The sequence below is a fragment of the Neobacillus sp. MER 74 genome, assembly GCF_023714155.1.
The window spans coordinates 1-17559 of the sequence record NZ_JAMAUV010000004.1 but is presented as its reverse complement, the minus strand read 5'-3'; the positions used below and the strand labels follow the sequence as shown (position 1 = coordinate 17559).

The 17559-nt window shown below is 40.3% G+C and carries 16 protein-coding genes; 4 read left to right on the top strand and 12 right to left on the bottom strand.

What is annotated here, in order from left to right; all coding sequences use genetic code 11:
- Positions 1-363: 363 nt before the first annotated feature.
- Together M3610_RS08685 and M3610_RS08680 are read left to right on the top strand one after the other, a co-directional pair.
- Positions 364-2139, top strand: coding sequence for a cache domain-containing sensor histidine kinase (locus tag M3610_RS08685; RefSeq protein ID WP_251458412.1), 1776 nt, complete (start codon positions 364-366; stop codon positions 2137-2139).
- Positions 2120-3613: a response regulator transcription factor gene (locus M3610_RS08680; protein ID WP_251458409.1), complete on the top strand. Its 1494-nt coding sequence runs from the start codon at positions 2120-2122 to the stop codon at positions 3611-3613. The genes M3610_RS08685 and M3610_RS08680 overlap by 20 nt, the downstream gene beginning before the upstream one ends.
- Positions 3614-3967: 354 nt before the next feature.
- Here the strand turns inward: M3610_RS08680 and M3610_RS08675 are convergent, their stop codons facing one another.
- Entirely contained in the window at positions 3968-4447 is a 480-nt protein-coding gene (locus M3610_RS08675) for a GyrI-like domain-containing protein (RefSeq protein WP_251458406.1), read from the bottom strand.
- Between the two features lie 111 nt (positions 4448-4558).
- Between M3610_RS08675 and M3610_RS08670 the strand changes: the two genes are divergently transcribed.
- Positions 4559-5521, top strand: a complete 963-nt coding sequence (locus M3610_RS08670; RefSeq protein ID WP_251458404.1) for a helix-turn-helix transcriptional regulator — start codon at positions 4559-4561, stop codon at positions 5519-5521.
- 203 nt (positions 5522-5724) lie between these two features.
- Here the strand turns inward: M3610_RS08670 and M3610_RS08665 are convergent, their stop codons facing one another.
- The gene (locus tag M3610_RS08665; protein WP_251458402.1) at positions 5725-6849 is read right to left on the bottom strand and encodes an NADH:flavin oxidoreductase; all 1125 of its coding nucleotides are present in this window, start codon (positions 6847-6849) and stop codon (positions 5725-5727) included.
- Positions 6850-6964: 115 nt separating this feature from the next.
- Positions 6965-8230 (bottom strand): MFS transporter, encoded by a 1266-nt coding sequence (locus M3610_RS08660; RefSeq protein WP_251459009.1) that lies wholly within the window; start codon positions 8228-8230, stop codon positions 6965-6967.
- Between the two features lie 316 nt (positions 8231-8546).
- On the opposite strand from M3610_RS08660, the gene M3610_RS08655 reads away from it, so the two are divergent.
- Positions 8547-8927 (top strand): YkvA family protein, encoded by a 381-nt coding sequence (locus M3610_RS08655; RefSeq protein ID WP_251458400.1) that lies wholly within the window; start codon positions 8547-8549, stop codon positions 8925-8927.
- A 68-nt stretch (positions 8928-8995) separates the two neighbouring features.
- Here M3610_RS08655 and pqqE read toward each other — a convergent pair whose 3' ends face one another.
- From pqqE to M3610_RS08610, 9 genes are all read right to left on the bottom strand, one after another.
- Positions 8996-10138, bottom strand: a complete 1143-nt coding sequence (gene pqqE, locus M3610_RS08650) for a pyrroloquinoline quinone biosynthesis protein PqqE (RefSeq protein ID WP_251458398.1) — start codon at positions 10136-10138, stop codon at positions 8996-8998.
- Positions 10113-10457 carry a pyrroloquinoline quinone biosynthesis peptide chaperone PqqD gene (gene pqqD / locus M3610_RS08645; protein WP_251458396.1) on the bottom strand — a complete coding sequence of 115 codons (345 nt, stop codon included), beginning with the start codon at positions 10455-10457 and terminating at the stop codon, positions 10113-10115. Before pqqD ends, pqqE begins: the two co-directional genes overlap by 26 nt.
- Positions 10458-10500: 43 nt before the next feature.
- Positions 10501-11241: a pyrroloquinoline-quinone synthase PqqC gene (pqqC, locus tag M3610_RS08640; RefSeq protein ID WP_251458394.1), complete on the bottom strand. Its 741-nt coding sequence runs from the start codon at positions 11239-11241 to the stop codon at positions 10501-10503.
- Between the two features lie 5 nt (positions 11242-11246).
- A complete protein-coding gene (gene pqqB / locus M3610_RS08635) occupies positions 11247-12173 on the bottom strand; it encodes a pyrroloquinoline quinone biosynthesis protein PqqB (protein ID WP_251459008.1) in 927 nt (308 codons plus the stop codon).
- Positions 12161-12415 carry a hypothetical protein gene (locus M3610_RS08630; protein ID WP_251458392.1) on the bottom strand — a complete coding sequence of 85 codons (255 nt, stop codon included), beginning with the start codon at positions 12413-12415 and terminating at the stop codon, positions 12161-12163. The genes pqqB and M3610_RS08630 overlap by 13 nt, the downstream gene beginning before the upstream one ends.
- Before the next feature lie 412 nt (positions 12416-12827).
- A complete protein-coding gene (locus tag M3610_RS08625; protein WP_251458390.1) occupies positions 12828-13292 on the bottom strand; it encodes a hypothetical protein in 465 nt (154 codons plus the stop codon).
- A gap of 120 nt (positions 13293-13412) precedes the next feature.
- Positions 13413-15341 carry an outer membrane protein assembly factor BamB family protein gene (locus M3610_RS08620; RefSeq protein WP_251459007.1) on the bottom strand — a complete coding sequence of 643 codons (1929 nt, stop codon included), beginning with the start codon at positions 15339-15341 and terminating at the stop codon, positions 13413-13415.
- Between the two features lie 286 nt (positions 15342-15627).
- Positions 15628-16809, bottom strand: a complete 1182-nt coding sequence (locus M3610_RS08615) for a class I SAM-dependent methyltransferase (protein ID WP_251458387.1) — start codon at positions 16807-16809, stop codon at positions 15628-15630.
- Positions 16810-16889: 80 nt separating this feature from the next.
- Positions 16890-17559 (bottom strand): transposase (locus M3610_RS08610; RefSeq protein WP_251458384.1); only part of this gene is annotated, 670 nt, incomplete at its 5' end.

The window sequence follows — 17559 nt, the reverse complement described above, 5'->3', positions numbered from 1 at the left end:
TTTAGAAGAGCTTTACTATTCAATAGTTTTTCAAAGAATCGAGTCTTTTGTTTTATCTCAGGCCGGGTACGACTTCTTTCAAGCTTGGATTCAACATGCATTTATTTCCCCTCCATTCCTACCATGTCTGCTTTGTTGTTATCTGCGAAGTTCACTTTTAATTTCTAATTACTACCCATAATCCAGCGATTGTCTTCCACTTCCTCGTAGTAAAATAAATCTGCCTCCTTTACAAATAGATTAAATTCTGTATATTTAGATAATATATAATAATCACTTAATTTCATATGTACCAATTCTACAATGTAAGCGCTTATTTTTAATCTATTTTCGTAAATACATAGGCTTCTAGAGTTAAATACGTTGAAATGGAGTAGAATTATGCACTTTACCTATTCTTTACGTTTTAGGCTTACGATTCTTTTTATACTGACCACCGTAATCCCAGTGTTAATCATCGGCTTTACGATGCCCTATTATTATCAATCACTTCTATCAAAAGAATCTCAAAAGCTGACAGAAAGCACATTACTCTCATTGAGCCAGAATATTGAAACCTATCTAGATGATTTGGAACGTTTAACAATTACTCCTTACCTCAATGATAATGTAATGTTCTCTTTAAAGTTAAGAGCCAGCGGTCAATACGAGGAAGCCAATGATTATACTAAGTTAAAAGCTGAACAAGCATTGTATAATACGTTACCCAACTATTTAAAGAATACGAGACACGATATTCTTGGAACCATTCTTCTCCCGTATGACGGTTCTGTCTTTGTAACTTCTACTAACTATTCAACGGAAGTTAAGCCCAATTATCCATTTAAAAGTCAAAACTGGTATAAAAGAGCCGTGTCGGCGGATGGTAAAGTGACATTTATAAGTGATCATTCTCAGGACTACTTAAAAGATGAGAAAGCTCACCAGGTTTTTTCAGTCGCCCGGCTGATTAAAGATCCCGATACATCTAAACCTCTTGCCGTCATGATGGCAAATGCGGATACGGTGATTCTAAAGAAAATACTTAGTGAGATAAAATTTAATGTAAAGTCTACTACTGCAATACTTGATGATAAAGGACAGCTAATCTATTCCAATCATCCCATTCCTGATTATGTGCTGCAGCAGGTCGATAATAACAAAAATATCATCAAGAGTGATGAAGAGAGCTATGTAACAGTAGAAAAAGACATCAAGAAAACGAAGTGGAAAGTAGTAGCTTTACTGTCAAACTCAGAGTTGAAAGCTAAAGTGAGATGGATGTACATTGCAGGTTTATGTATTTCAATCGGGGGAATGGTTTTAATCCTCATCATTTTCTCTTTCACATCGCGCTGGTTAATTAAACCCTTTAAAGAAATGACGAAGGTTATGAAGGAAGTACAAGAGGGGAATTTACAGGTGCGTTTTCATACTCACGGTAAAGATGAGGTGGCTCAACTAGGAAATGCCTTAAATACGATGATTTCACAACTTAATAAAATAATAGACCAAGAGTTTAGAGCCGCCCTCAATCAGAAGAATGCTGAGTTTCGTGCACTTCAGTCACAGATACAACCCCATTTTTTATATAATACCCTTAATGGGTTTATTGGGCTAAATCGCCTTGGGGATAAGAAAGGACTTGAAAAAGCCATCTTAGGATTAAGTGGCATGCTTCGATACATTCTTGACCAAGGTGATTGGACCACGGTTAAGGAAGAACTCCAGTTTTTACAGAAATATTGTGATTTGCAGAAATTGCGCTTTTCAGAGCGCTTAAATGTTCTCGTTCACATCGAGACTGAAGTTGAACAGTGGAAGATTCCTAAACTTCTATTACAGCCATTGGTCGAAAATGCAATTATCCATGGAGTAGAGCCACTGGAACGTCCCTGCAATGTGACAATTGAAGGGAAAAGTGAAAAATATGATAGTGAATCCTATTTAGTGATAACCATTCGTGACAATGGGATTGGATTTAATTTTAATGGTGATTTTAATCAAAATAATAGAATCGGCATTAACAATGTGAAAGAAAGATTAACAATGAGTTTTCCTCGTGCACAATTTGACATTCGAAGCCAATTAGAAGCAGGAACGGTGATTGAAATCAGAATACCAGAGGAGGATAATAACAATGAGAGTCCTAATAGCTGACGATGAAAGTTTAGTAAGGTCCAGTTTAATTAGTATGCTGGAAGAACTTCATTTACCTCTTACGTTGATAGGTGAAGCGAAAAATGGCGACGAGACCATTCAAATGGTTAAAACCTCCAATCCGGATATTGTGTTTGTTGATATTAGAATGCCCAAATGTAATGGACTGGACGTCATCCGAAAAGCAAAACCCTTCTCCCCCGAAACCCAGTGGATAATATTATCCGGTTATTCCAACTTTGAATATGCTAAGGAAGCAATAAATTTAGGTGCTGTCAATTATCTGAATAAACCTGTTAGCCCTGAAGAATTAGCTGAAACTCTAACAAAACTTCAAGAGCAGTATCAACAGAAAAATCATAAGTTAAATAATCAATTTGAAAGCGAAATAATTTCTCATTATTATAGCTTACCTTGTTCGAATGAAAGTAACTGTTTATTAATGAATAAACGGTTCTACGGTTCATTTTTACTGATCGACAGCCACTTACCGGAGACTTTTCAGGCTGAACAACTTACAAAAATCAGTCACCATTTACGAAAGAATATAAACGAATCTCAAGATAATCTGTGGAAAAGTGCCCTCATGCTTCTATCCAATGGGGAATTGGCTTCTGTCAGGGGCTGCAGCGACCAAAAAACAACAAAGAGAACTCAACCATTCACCGACTTTAGGGAGAATAAAGAAATACTTCTACACGCTAACAAGCAGCCATTCTCTATCACTTTCTTTCAGTCAAACCTTTGCTCCAGTGTAGAATTACTCTTTCAACAAATGAAACAACTACAAGAACTCTCACCTCTCCGTACTGTGGTTGGTGTGAATAAATGTCTGTCTGTTAAAGATTTAACCAGTTGGGGTTCATACCCGGAGTTGCTTGAACTTAGCAAGTTATTGATAGATTTAGCCGAAAGCTTTAAAAATCTTGAGTATTTGACTTATATGAATATAGTAGAATCTATTGAAACCATCTTAAGGGATATTTCTAACAATCTGTTCACAAAAATACAAGCACATATAGCTCATTTCCTTCATGTTTCAATTGGTCTCCCATTATATATGGATTGCAGTCCCAAATCTTTGGCGGAAGATTTATCCAAGTACAGTGAGCAGGTGCTTAAAGAAAAATCCAAAGACTCCTTTAGTCCAACTGACCTTATTACCCAAGTGGTCTCATACATTGATCAACACTATGCGACAGAAATTGGGCTTAATCAAATTGCTAATCAGTTAAATGTCACCCCGAATTACCTAAGTACGCTATTTCGCAAGAAAATGGGAATCACCTTCCTTAAATACTTGACTCGTATACGTATGTTAAAGGCAAAGGACCTCCTATCCAATCCGCACATCCAAGTTCAGACTGTCGCCGAAAATGTTGGCTATTTTAGTACTCGGCACTTTACTAAATTGTTCTATGAATATTTTGGTTGTTATCCTTCGGAATTTCGTGATCGTCGCCGAGCAAATTGATATGAATTTAGCTCCAATGGCAGTTTCCTCAACTGTAATAATTGCTTTTTGCATAATTATCTACCTTTAGCAATGGCCCATTAGGACAATCTATTCGGCCGTATATTTTTGTTATCAAGAAAATGGCGAATAGTGAATGTCACTATTCGCCACGTCATCCTCATAATTAAGCTCTTTTTAAAAATCCTTTTTCATAGTTTGAATTTTAATCAACAGTCACTTCCTAAAGAATAGCATACTGCATGAGGATATTCATAAAAAATAACTGCACCCTCGATTTGATTGAGAGTGCTGTTGCATGTATTCTTGTATTTCTATACTTTAATCAAAACTATAGGGCATTTCCAACCCATCTTATTTCTTCACCACCGGAATCCACATTTCACCATATACTAAACCGTTTCGCTGCCCCATCACAACCGACGTATTGGGCCCGCCCACATAAGCAAATTCCTGTGCTTCTGGCAAAGCTTGACCGAAAGCCATACCAGTAAGCATATTGCTCAACTCTTCCGCATTGTTCCCTTCCCCTTTAACAACTAGGTATTCACCTTTAGGAAATTGGATCATTCGAGTTGCCTCTGGCAGCGAAGTCTCTGTCATAACGCCAGCATAATGCATCATCTTGTTATTCACCGCTTCGTTCACAGCAAAAACGTAGTCATTTGTCGCAACAGATTTTAACGTATCAAGCGTGCCATCTTGTTTGACAGACTGCCAGAAGTCTGATTTTTCTTTGGTTATACCCGCATAGTCCGTGTAATTACTCTTAAGCTCCGTTCCAAAACCTAACACGGTAAAGCTGTCTTTTTCTTCAATCGTATAATTTGTCATATTCAAAACCTTCCTTTTTTTAAAATGGAATCAAATGATTTCACTTTTCACCTGATGAGTTTATAATAACGATAAATCATGTCAAAAAATGATACTGTTTTGGAGGCCACGATGAAAAAAGTTGAACGGATTAATACCATCATGCGGTATATCAACAACCGTGCCCACTTTACCATTACTGAAATTATGCAGGAATTTAACATCTCTCGTTCAACTGCTATTCGGGATATCAGAGAAATCGAAGCCATGGGGATGCCGCTAGTCGCTGAAGTTGGAAGGGATGGGGGTTATTTTGTCATGAACAACTCTGTCCTGCCCACCGTTCGCTTTACGGATAATGAAATTAGAGCTCTATTTATCGCCTTTATGGCCACAAGAAATCAACAACTCCCCTATTTAAAGAGTCGACAGTCGTTAGCTGAAAAATTACTTGGCCTCATCTCAGAAAACCAGCAAGAAGACCTTGTACTGTTAAATCAAATCTTGCTTTTTGAAGGGACGAACCCCCATAATCCCGACCTGCTTGATCTATCAGACCTTCCCCATCCGATGTTAGAAAAACTAATCCAACTCCTGCTGGTGGATCGTTATTTATTAATTACGATTGAAGAAGAGAAAATAATTAAGTCTTACCCCATTTATCTCTTACACCTGTACCGTGAAAAAAGCTTTTGGCTAATTGAAGGCTTTGACTTAATGGAAGAGAAGCAACGAATTTTTCCTGTCGACAATCTCACCAATGTAGAACTTTACACTACGAAGCAAAGACTAAGTGAGAAAAGGATTTTGGAAAGACTCAACAAACAGGAAAAAATAATCAATCTGGTCCTTGAATTGGGTCCAAGGGCGATTGCCCAGTTCAAAAAATACCATCCTTTAAAAGTTTCCATTTCCTATATGGATCCTTACCAAACCACGGCGGTTCTAAAGACCTTTATCAATATTAATAACACAGAAGAAATGGCCGAAATAACCAATTGGCTGCTTTTCCTAGGTGGGGATATCAAGGTCAGGGAAATGCCGGAAGAAGTCTTGGATGGTATAAAAGAGAGATTATTCCTATATTCCCCATAATCACCACTAGTTAAAACCACATAAAGATCGTTACGGTGAACCGTGACAAAATCAAGTGAGGTAATCTCTTTAAATAGAAACAGCACCATTCCAATGAGTGTGGATGGTGCTGTTTACATTAGATGAACATTTCCTCAAGCAAAAAGATCAGTACAGGACTTCCCTTTCGAGGAGGGACACTATTCTATCAAAACTATATGTAATTAAATCAAGTATTTCTCGGATTCCTTCGTATAATGCACGACTTGATTAAGATGACCATTTTTGAGCTTTACTGCCCATTCTGGATCCGCTAGTATGGCACGGCCAACGGCTACATAGTCAAATTCGCCTGCTTTGATTTTTTCATCGACAATTTTAAGATTGTCTTCTATTGATACATGATCATTATCCTGATTGCTCAGAAAGGCACGGTTAATTCCGACAGATCCGACCGCAATTGTTGGTTTATTGGTTATTCTTTTCGTCCAGCCGGCTAAGGTTAATGAAGGATCTTCCTCTTTAAATTCAGGTTCCCATATACGTCTTGTAGAGCAGTGGAAAATATCTACACCAGCTTCAACCAATGGGGTAAGTAATTGTTCCAATTCTCTAGAGTTCTTTGCTAATTTAGCTTGATAATCGGTTCCTTTCCATTGTGAATAACGAAAGACAATTGGAAAATCAGGCCCGACTTCTCTCCGGCAAGCCCGAACGATATCTGCTGCGAATTTTGATCGCTCTCCTATATCCCCGCCATACTCATCTGTACGTTTGTTCGTTAGTTCCCAAAAAAATTGATCAATTAAGTATCCGTGTGCACCATGCAACTCAATGCCATCAAAGCCGATACGCTTTGCATTTGCGGCCGCTTCAGCGTATGCATCAATCATTTCAGCCACTTCGTCTTTCGTTAAAGCCTTTATGTTCTCATTTCTCTGGCCTTTTAACGTAAATCCAGACGGACTGACTGGGGGTGCGTCAATATTTGGTTCACTGCCTGCTTTTCGGGCAGCACCTACATGCCATAATTGTGGAATGATTTTGCAGCCTGCTTGGTGGACTTCCTTCACTACATTTGCCCAGCCATTTAAGGCTTTCTCCCCATAAAATCGGGGAATATTGGGGCTCATGACTGCAGCTGGGTGATTAATCGCTGTGCCTTCCGTAATGATGAGCCCAATCCCATTCTCGGCACGTTTTCGGTAATATTGTGCAACATTTTCCCCCGGGAGCCCATCTGGTGAAAACATTCTTGTCATTGGGGCCATCACTAACCGGCTAGCTAACCTTTCATTTCCAAATGGGACAGATTGTAACAAAGTATGACCTGCAAACTTTTGATCCAAGGCGAGCACTTCCTTTTATTTATTCGTTTGATCCTGCTCCCCTTATTCTATAATTCTAATTTATAAATATAAACTGATAAGTTCTATGTTTATACTAATTAGTTCAACGCTCTGATTACCCCGATGAAGCATGGGATTTCATTCGAATTTCGTAGGAGCTGAAGACTTTTCCATATAAATAAGCAAAACTGAATTGTAAACCGGAAGCTATGTAGAAAGGCAGGGCCAGTGAACCAAATCCAAAAAGATAGCCGGTAAAATACGGTCCAATCGAGATGGGCAGCCTGATTGAAAAGATATTGATGCTTGAAGCGAAACCACGGCGCATGTCACGAGTCAAACTCACACTCAACGCTTGCTGTGCCCCTTGTGTACCTCTGTTTAAAGCCGTTCGTATGATATACAAGACAGAAACAAGTGCATAGGATGATAGTAAGGGCATCAAAATCAAAAGCAGGCTTGCAATGAAACGAACCAGCACAATGGACCTTATTGTCCCGTGTTTGTTGGATAATCTTGCTTGTAAGACCGAGGTAACACCTGTCGCAAAAAAAGTGACAGCCAATGTGCCTCCAATCTGTATACTGCTTACCCCGAATTTAGCCGAAAACCAATACGACATCATGGGTCCCGTAAGCCCAATGGCAATCCCATTAAGGATGTTAATGGCTGCGAGCTTAAAGACCGCAGAATTTTCTTCGCGCAGGATTCTCTTTTCTTGATTCCCTGACTCCTCTTTAATATATCCTGGTTGTTTATCAATTTTTCCTTCCTGAATGGTTAAAATGATTGACGCTGTCACAAAGGAGAAAACGAAGATAAAGAAGAATATAGGGCGATAGGAAGTATCTCCATTAAGATTATGATTCCATAAGGCCGTAATCCCCGCCAGCAATGCACCTGCCGCCATTCCGAAAAAGCTAAGAGCATTATTCAGACTATATACCTTTCCACGCTCTTTTTTTGGGATAAAGGCCGCTAGCCAAGCCTGCTCCGCCGGGGCACAAGGACTGGGAGAACCGGCGTCCGCTTTCCCAAAACCTGAAAGTGTGATTGCCATAAATAACAAAATAGTATTTGTAGATAATATCCCAATCAACGCACATCCGGCTGTTAATAGTTCAGAAAAAAAGATAAAGGGTTTTCTCCCCAGTCGATCGCTATAAATACCTATGACTGGGGCTAGTCCTACACCAAGCAAACCTCCGGCAGCAAGCACACTTCCAATGGCCGCTGTACTCCAACCCAGTGCAGCGAGGTATAGAGACAAATCAACAACTAACATGCCTTGTCCAATACTTCGAATAGCATTGACCAGCATAAGTTTTTTGGCCGCCGGATGAATTTGTCCGGCTCCTTCTTCATCGTTCTTACCAAACACAAACTTCAAGTTTATCACTTCTTTTCTATTTTTCTTCCATCATTTTAAATAATTATGGGGGATATCTGTTAACCATTGGTGATTTACTCTACTTAAAAGAGTTCCAAATTCTCCTGTGATTTATTCACATCCATTACGGTTTACCTATAAAGGAAACATCACAATGGGTGCATTATGTCCTTTAGAAAACAGAAACCCAAATAGCGGATACAGCATAAGTTGTTTAAAATGGTGATGTTCGAAGCAAAATAATCCGAAAGGATCTGGCTGATCGATGAAAAACGAGGATAGTTTATTAGAGAGGGAAGGAAGCGACATGATTAAGCATCCAAACAAATGGAAGGAATTCATACAAAATATTAAACAAAATATCTATATTGTGTATCTCGCATACCGTCATCCAAAAACACCATGGTATGCTAAAGCATTTTCATTATTGATTGTTGCCTATGCGTTAAGCCCCATAGACCTTATTCCAGATTTCATTCCCGTATTAGGTTATTTGGATGAAGTTATTCTGCTTCCCTTGGGGATATTAGGAGTGTTCACCCTGATACCGAATCAAGTATTGCAAGAATGCAGGGTGATGGCCTCCCGAACGCCTATAATGCTGCGGAAAAATTGGGCCGCAGCGATTGTTATTCTCCTCGTTTGGATCAGTCTCGCCACCACGGTTCTTTTCAAATGGGTCATATAAAAAAGGTGCAAAGGTTATGTACGCAGTCCCTTAGCACCAAATTTGTAATCATATATTTTATTAGAGTTTTATGTTTTTTTTGATGCGGGTCTGTCAAGCTGAAATCTCCGATAGATGATAGGTGATGACTGTATAATGGGGGTGCAATTAGCGTCCTGTACAGCTTTTTCAATCAGATAATGTTTTGGCGCCCATTGGCAGACTGGATCCGTCGCATAAGCGTCCCCAGTTAAAGCAAAAGCCTGGCAACGGCACCCACCTCCGTCTTGGTGTCTTAGTTCACACGAAAGGCAGGGTTCTGGCATCCATTCTTCACCGCGGAAATGGTTAAAAGACTCTGATTCATACCAAATATGACTTAGTGAAGAATCAAGAACATTTTCAAAGGAAAAACCCTCAATCATCCCGGCTGTCGGGCAAGGAAGGACTGCCCCATTTGGTGCTACCGTTAAGCCAATCGTCCCCCATCCCCCCATACAAGGCTTAGGTGCTTGAGCATAATAATCAGGAATAACCCAAATGATTTCGATTTTTTTCCCAATGCGCGCTTTTGCGGCGTCATAGATTTCACGGGCACGCTCAATCTGAACACGGCTTGGCAACAGCTGCTCCCGATTGAGCAAAGCCCAGTTATAATACTGTGTATTCGCCAGTTCCAGACGTTCAGCCCCCACCTCCTCGGCGAGTTTAATAATCTCATCCAAATGATCAATATTCATTCGGTGCAACACGACATTTAATGATAAATACAATCCGGCTTTTTTTACTGCTTTGCACGCTTCCCTTTTCTTGTCAAAAGCTTTAAAACCGCCGATGATGTCTGAAAGCTTTGCATCGCCTGCCTGAAAGCTCACCTGCACATTTTCCAGTCCGGCATCACAGAGCCGGGCCGCCTTTTCAGTTGTTAATCCAATGCCGCTGGTTATGAGATTAGTATACATTTCTAATTTATTTGCATGGCGGATAAAAACTTCCAAATCGTCTCGTAAAAGAGGTTCTCCACCGGAAAAATGAACTTCTACAACTCCCAGATCAGCCGCCTCAGATAAAACACGGCACCACTCCCCGGTCGATATTTCCATTGCCTTTGAAATCATTTCTAAAGGGTTCGAACAATATGGACAATGCAAAGGACAGCGATGAGTTAACTCCGCGACCAAGGAATATGGAGGGGGTGCTCCCTTATTATTCTTTGTTATCGACTGAACCATGTTTATGGATCACCACCCAACCCTGATCCTCCATTTCCCGGAGAAACTCAGAAATATCTGCCTTCATCGTTTTCAAATCAGGCAGAGCACTTATATCTGAATTTTCTGTGTCTTCCTTTAGTGAAGCCCTTATTTTTTCAGTGATGGTGTTCACGGTTTGTCTCCCGTCACACAAAGTAAGAATAGTTGCAGCCGTTTCGTTCAAGACCACGACCTTTTCCGGTAACAAAAGAAGATTCTTCTCCCTCACCTTATCAAATTTTAATCGCGCCTTTGCTGCGAGTCTTGGAATACTGTCAGCTAAAATTGACTCCACCACCTTTCATTTATTCTTCGGTGAGTGATAAAATCATCGTTCACTCTTATAGGGGATATGCGTTTTCGATGGCATCAAGTTGTGCCCACAACACATCACACTTGAAACGCAGTGCGGCAACAGCCCGCCTTTGATCTTTTGGAGTTTGGCAATAGGTTAACACAAGTTTAAGGGCTGTATCGGCATCACGCGGCGCCTGTGAAAGGCGATTTTGAAAATATTCCAGTCCTGCACGGTCAATCCACGGATAAAGGCGCTCAATAACCTTCATTCTCTTTGACATTAAATCAGGAGAAAACAATTCGGTTAGGGAGGAAGCGACGGCTTCGATCCATGGTTTTGTCCTCGCGAAGTTTACATAAGCATCCACGGCAAATCGAACACCCGGAACGACTCTGACTTCCTGTGCAACTTCTTCCCGGGATAACCCCACAGCTTCACCAAGCCGAAGCCATGCTTCAATTCCACCTTCTTCCCCTTGCGTTCCGTCATGGTCAATGATTCGCCCAATCCATTCACGGCGCATATCCCTTGATGGCAGCCTAGAAAGAATAGCTGCATCTTTAATCGGAACTGATTTTTGATAATAGTACCGGTTAGCCACCCAACCGCGGATCTGTTCTCTGCTTAATTTTCCTACATGCATCGCTACATGAAATGGATGTTTGTCATGATAGAAGGAACTCCCAACAGCTTTTAATTGCTCTGTGAATTCATCCCTCGTCCATAGTTCTTCCTCTGTTTCATTTAACACCTTTTCTAGGCTAACGAAATCACCTTGATCCAAAATGTTCACACCTCCACTTCCATACCATCATAGGCAATCTCAAAACCAAGCCGTTCCAATGTATGCCTTTCTATTGAGTCCTTATTTAGAATCGGGTTGCTGTTGTTTATGTGAATCAGAATTTTCCGTTTGGATGAGTATTTGGCAAGCTTTTCAGCAATGCCCGATGGCCCGCTAATTGGTAGATGTCCCATATTTCTTGCATCGCGCTTGGTTGCACCCAACTCAACCAATTCGGTTTCTGACCAAAAGGTTCCGTCCACCATCAAGATATCCGCCTTCTGAAAGCAAGCTTCTATAGCCGGGGTGATCCTTTCTAAGGTAGGAAAGTAAGCTAGGCATCTGCCGGTACTCTCATTATGAAGAACCAGCCCAACCTCCCAACAATCTCCGGTGTCATTCTCCCCCTTATTTGACCGGGTATAAAGCGGCGGTTTTTTAGAAACGGGGACCGTCTCGATGACGATGGTTTCTTCTTTTCCTACACCCGTATGTCCTATCCGCTTGCGATGATCAGGGTGAAGAGACTGCCATTCCCATGAACAATAGTTTTCTAGTAGGGGTAACACTGGAAAAAACGACTGCAAACTCTTTCGTACAGTCTCAGTCCCATAGATGGTTAAACAAGAACCCTCCCGTAATGACAATAACCCAATCGTATGGTCGAACTCGGCATCAGTTAATATAACACCTGCCAGCGGAGTCTCTCTAATACCTGGACCCGGATGCAGGGCAGTAAACGATTCAATCTGTTTGTGAACATCCGGTCCCGCATTTATGAGATACCAATCCATTTCATTCGCACTTACAGCAAGCGATGATTGTAATAACGGCTGGTGCGAATCGTTTCCTTCGCGGACACTATGGCAATTTGGACATGCACAGTTCCACTGCGGAAAGCCGCCACCAGCCGCTGCTCCTAAGACTTTAATTCGAATTTGGCTTCAGTCCTTTCACTAGAGACTTGAACACCTTCTTTGCCAATATCCCTAGGTTTACTTAATGCCCTTCCCACTTGCCACCCAATCGCCATATTCACTACAGCCATGAGGGGATACAGGAGATAGTCACCCAATGGTTCTGGGAGCAGGAGATCGACGACCAGCCATCCTCCGGCCATTGCACACCCAATAATCACGCCAATTATTGATTTTAGGTAACGCCTTATTTTCATATGCCCCACCTCCATTGATTTATAAAACTATGCATGCGCAAGCAAGCTGTGCTGCTAGTCAATATAGGCATACATTGTCACCTCAGGAGATGTATTGATCACTTCATACTCAGGCTTCACCCACATGTTAGATACCCCCTTTCATGACACCCACCCTGAAACCTGCGCGGGAGTGTCTGGTTTTCCCTTTCAAAATAATCATATGTAGAGAAATATCTCAAAATAACCTTAATTTTGACATGAAGTTGTCCTTATGTGGCATTGGATTTGGCAATATATTGCAAAAAGGGACAAGAACAAAAAAAGAAACAACCTGAGTCTGGATGATGATTGAACTCAGGTTGTTTACGTTATGATTATCTACTTACTAATATAATGATTTATTAAATGATCTAACTCACGTTGTTTTATTTCAGTACTGACTGCTCCTTAAATGAAAATTAACGGTCCATTGTCCATTTTGATTCATTATTCCATGTGTGTGAAATGACAATTCAGAATTATCTGATCTGTAATGTTGCAGCTGTGCTATGATTGTTCCTTTATACTCATTATCACTTATTTTCTGAAACGATTCTGATTCCTCACGAACTAACGTATTCCCAATCCAAATATACGGGTTCCCAATCAAACTTTTAGTATCCGGACTAACTGGAATATTTGAATTTGTGGTTATCGTATAATGCAACTGAATGTCTTGGCCGTGGTTTATGATCGAATAATCATTGATAGTTAACCTGATTCCGTTATCCTCGGATGAACCTAAGCCATTACTTGACTGAGCATTGGTCAATGTTGGATAGGCAAATCCAAAGAGTAAGGAAATGCATAAGGCGGCACCAATGAATCGCACGGTATAAATCGGTAATTTCCTCATTTTAACACCATCCTTATTTTTCGTGAATATCTGATGTTTCGCCAATTTATAATTATCCTTTTAAGAAACAATCTGAGTCCGAATAAGAGAATCAGACTCGGATTGTTTCAGGAGTAAAAATCATTTCTTTTTGGATAGCCATTCCGCTAGTGCTTCAGCCTCTGCACCTTTGGCCATACCTGCTGGCATACGGTCGCCACCATTAAGAATTTTATTCAAAATGTCCTCTTTAGACATCGTTTTACCTATGTGTTGAAGATTTGGTGCTGTTGCGCCTTGAAGATTATCCCCGTGACAGGAAATACAACTTTTTTTGTAAACCTTTTCCGGATCGATAACAACGTCTGCTTCCCCTTGTAATTTTGCATTTTTATTTATAGCTCCAGGTTTTAACTTACCTCCGAGACCATAAACAACAACTTTCGTACCACCAGTAATGACTGCAACATATTCTTTGCCGTCAACAGTATATATGGAAGGTGCCATTTTGATTTGTTTTCCTCCACTTTGCATGCTCCATAATACTTTACCTGTTTTAATATCAAGAGCATTTACCTTTCCATCCAATTCTCCGTAGAAGGCAAGACCGGCAGCCGTACTTGTGAATCCGCCATACATCGGATCTTTCGTTTTATTTTGATAGACTTTTTTCCCTGTATTCATATCAATTGCTGTAATGGTACCAGAAACCTCAACATCCTTTGGCAAAGGAAGGATCTTTGTTCCTGGGAAGGTATTATTATCTTTTGCAATCTCTTCTGCATCTTTAGCGGCTACCATTAAATTAGGACTATTAATACCTGGAATAAGCACATAGTTGGTGTCAGGGTCATATGTCTGTGGAGCATAGCTTTCTCCACCTGGTGTTCCTGGCCATTGGAGAACGGCTTTACTCTCATCGCTTGGTACGTCCGAATGCTGAATTTTTACAAAAGGTACCCCATCATAAATGGTCTTCCCTGTTTTTGCGTCCCACGCATACCACTTTCCATTCTTACCGCCTTCAACCACAACCTTTTGCTTTTTCCCGTCAACCTTTGCATTGAGAATCATCGGAGTTGCGGCAGCGTCATAATCCCATATATCATGATCAACTTGAGTAGAATACCACTTCAACTTCCCTGTTTTACTATCTAAAGCGGTGATCGAATCGGTATATGGATTTTTTCCTTTTCTATCTGCATCATAAAAGTCCGGAGCTGGATTCCCTACTGCAAAATACATCATATCAGTTTCTGGGTCAAACGACATCGGTGTCCATACGGAGCCTCCGCCTGTAAATTTACCTTTCGCCCAGCCCGTTCCTCTTTTAGGAACGGTCCAAAACGGCTCTTTCCATAGCGGTTCCAGGGTATCTGCTTTAAACGCCCAAACAAAACCTCGTGTACCATTATCACCGCCGCTGCTTCCAACGTAAACGTTGCCATCATAATACATCGGAGCTGATGATTCATAGTATCTGTTTTCTAATTTGATCGTAGGTTCATAATCCCAAAAGTTAACCATTTTTAACAGTTTTCCGTTCTTCGCATCCAGTTTGGCCAGCCGATTATCGATCATCAAGACAAATACATTCCCATTGGCCACTGCGACACCCCTGCTTGCCACATTGGACTGCCATGGCAAACCATTAATATGATCAAGTACTTCCTTGGGCGGTGTCCATGCCCAAAGCTTCTTTCCACTTGCGGCATCGATTGCAAATACATGATTTTTCGAACTAGTCACATACATGACCCCGTCGTGGACGACAGGGAAATCTTCTTGTAAATTTGGAATATCCTTATTCCAATCTAAGATATCCTGCTGCCATGCAATCCCCATTTTTTTCACATTATCTTTTGTAATCTCTTTATAGGGCACATGTCGGGTATGTTGAAGGTCATACCCCCAATTTGGGAACCCTGTCACATCTTCCTGACTTGCCTGGTTGGATTCCTTGGTTTCCTCTTTTTTGTTTTTTGCATTATTCTTGTCATTATTCGACTGACAGCCAACTATAACCATACTCGATAGCAAAACTAAACCTAATGACTTTAAATATCGCATCACGAAAATACCCTCCTGACATTATGAAATAAAACATCGATTTTTGATGATGAATTTTTCCACTTTCAGACTTTAAACCTCCTTAAGTTATTCAAATTTTTATAAGAACATTGGTATAATTACCTAAGGCACAAAAATTATGCAAATAATGACTAATTCTTCCTTCCCTCTTTTAGTTTAATTGTACTGTTGGACGACCCATTACATACAAAAACCCGAACAATGGACTTGTTTTAAAAGGTCCATTGTTCGGGTTATAGTTAAAATAGCATGGGGATTGTAGCTGCTATTCTGGTCGTTCATCCAAGGTGTGATACCGAACAAACGGACCAAGGTGACCGAACTCCCCAACCGCCTCCTCCATCAAACGGTGTGCCTCTTCATATGCGCCGGCAGGTAAAATATCCAATTCATGATACCCCATATTTCCATAGTTATAGACAAGCAAAAACCTATCTGTCTCCCAAAGCTCAAGTCGAAACACATGCCAATGGTTCCTCACTTTCAATTGAATCCCTGTGTAGAATGTTTTCTCCCCCAGCTGTTGATAAGCAAATTCCGCTGTCCCTCCCTTATAGGACCTACCCTCCTCAAATACAAGCGGGTAACCTTTCGTATATAGGTGTTCCATACCTTTCAAGGTTTCAAGACTGGTTTCCCTTTTTGTCGCCACAATCACAGGAGACAGCCTATCTACTCCTATTTCATGGTATTCGATGGTACCACTGTCATCCCATTGAATATGTAAATCCGCAGCCTGAAGCACATTTGTCCACCTTCCGAGATCTGCGGAATTTTTCAATTGTTCGCAAGAGAGAAACAATCCATCCTCCGTTAACAAACGATGGACGATTTCTAAATAACGACTGTCACCATAAGTTGGATTCTCCTTCATGTACTCTTGAAGTGACCAATAGTTTGAAATCATGATAGGCCCCATAATCTCGTGAAAGGTCCGTGATGAAATGATTAAATCAAAAGAATTCAGGGAAAAGTGCTCAGTTACCTCCATAAAATCCATTTGGTAAAAACTCACGTTATTAAGCCCTTGCTTTATTGCCAACTGCTGTGCACATTGAATTCCATTTCGACACTGTTCAATGCCAACGATCTCCGCATCTGGAAAAATCGAGGCGTACCAACAAGACAGCAACCCATTATCACACCCAATTTCCAAAATCCGCTTCGGCTTTAAATGAGTTTGCTGACTGATCCAGTTGAGCAAGGACTGATGGAAATTCATCGTCCATGATTCTACCGCCAAACTGAAGGCCAGTGTTCGGTTTTTCACTTCATAAAGATTTCCTTTTAGTTTGCGCTCCATAATGGGTTGGAGTTCCTTAGCCAAGAAGGAGTCAACCTCGGTTACATGCCTCCAAAAGTCTTCTTTGGTAAAGCAGTTTTTGATACCCAGTGACTTAAAATAGTCAGAAACACTTTGTGACTTTAATTTATTATCTATAAACATAGTACTATCTCCAGTTTAGGCGTATTTAGTTTGTTTAACAGGGCCAGCGCCTATTAGTTGATATTATTATCTGGTACTAATTATACCATAAATAGAGTAGGCGCATGAAAAAATTTCATGCGCCTCTCACAGATCCGTACGTGAGTCTGTCTAACAATTGTTGTTGAATTTATCAAAGCTTTAATAAATTCAACAATATTTATGGCGAAAATAATAAAAATCCCAAAAATCATATAAAAAGGGGGCGAATCCCCCCTAAATCTTGTTATTAATTCCTTTACTCCGATTATATTTATCATTCTTTTAAAATTATAGGCAAGACAAATAAAGCTTACCTCAGTGTTTACTGATTCAAGCCCTCTTGTTAAAAAATTTGTATAACCAAAATGTCGTTTTATGGTTCCAAAAAGATGTTCTATTATAGAACCCCTTTTCTTGTAAATATTATCTTTTTTAATTGTATTTTCAGTCACCTGGTCAATGATTTCTTCATTATTAAACCTAACAATAGATCTGCCGCCTTTTGCAGAAGTACATAACTCCTTTTTCCCACATTCATTAAAGTTTACACACGTGTAACGTTTGGAATCTTTGCCGTTTTGCTTTCCATTCCATTTAAAATTCAAACAGTAGCCCATCGGGCAAATAAAAACATCATCTTTTTGGTCATACTTGAAGTTTGATTTATCAAATCCGTTTTCAACCTTTTGTTGTTTTCCTTTTTGAGGCTTTATTAAGATCTCAGTCTTC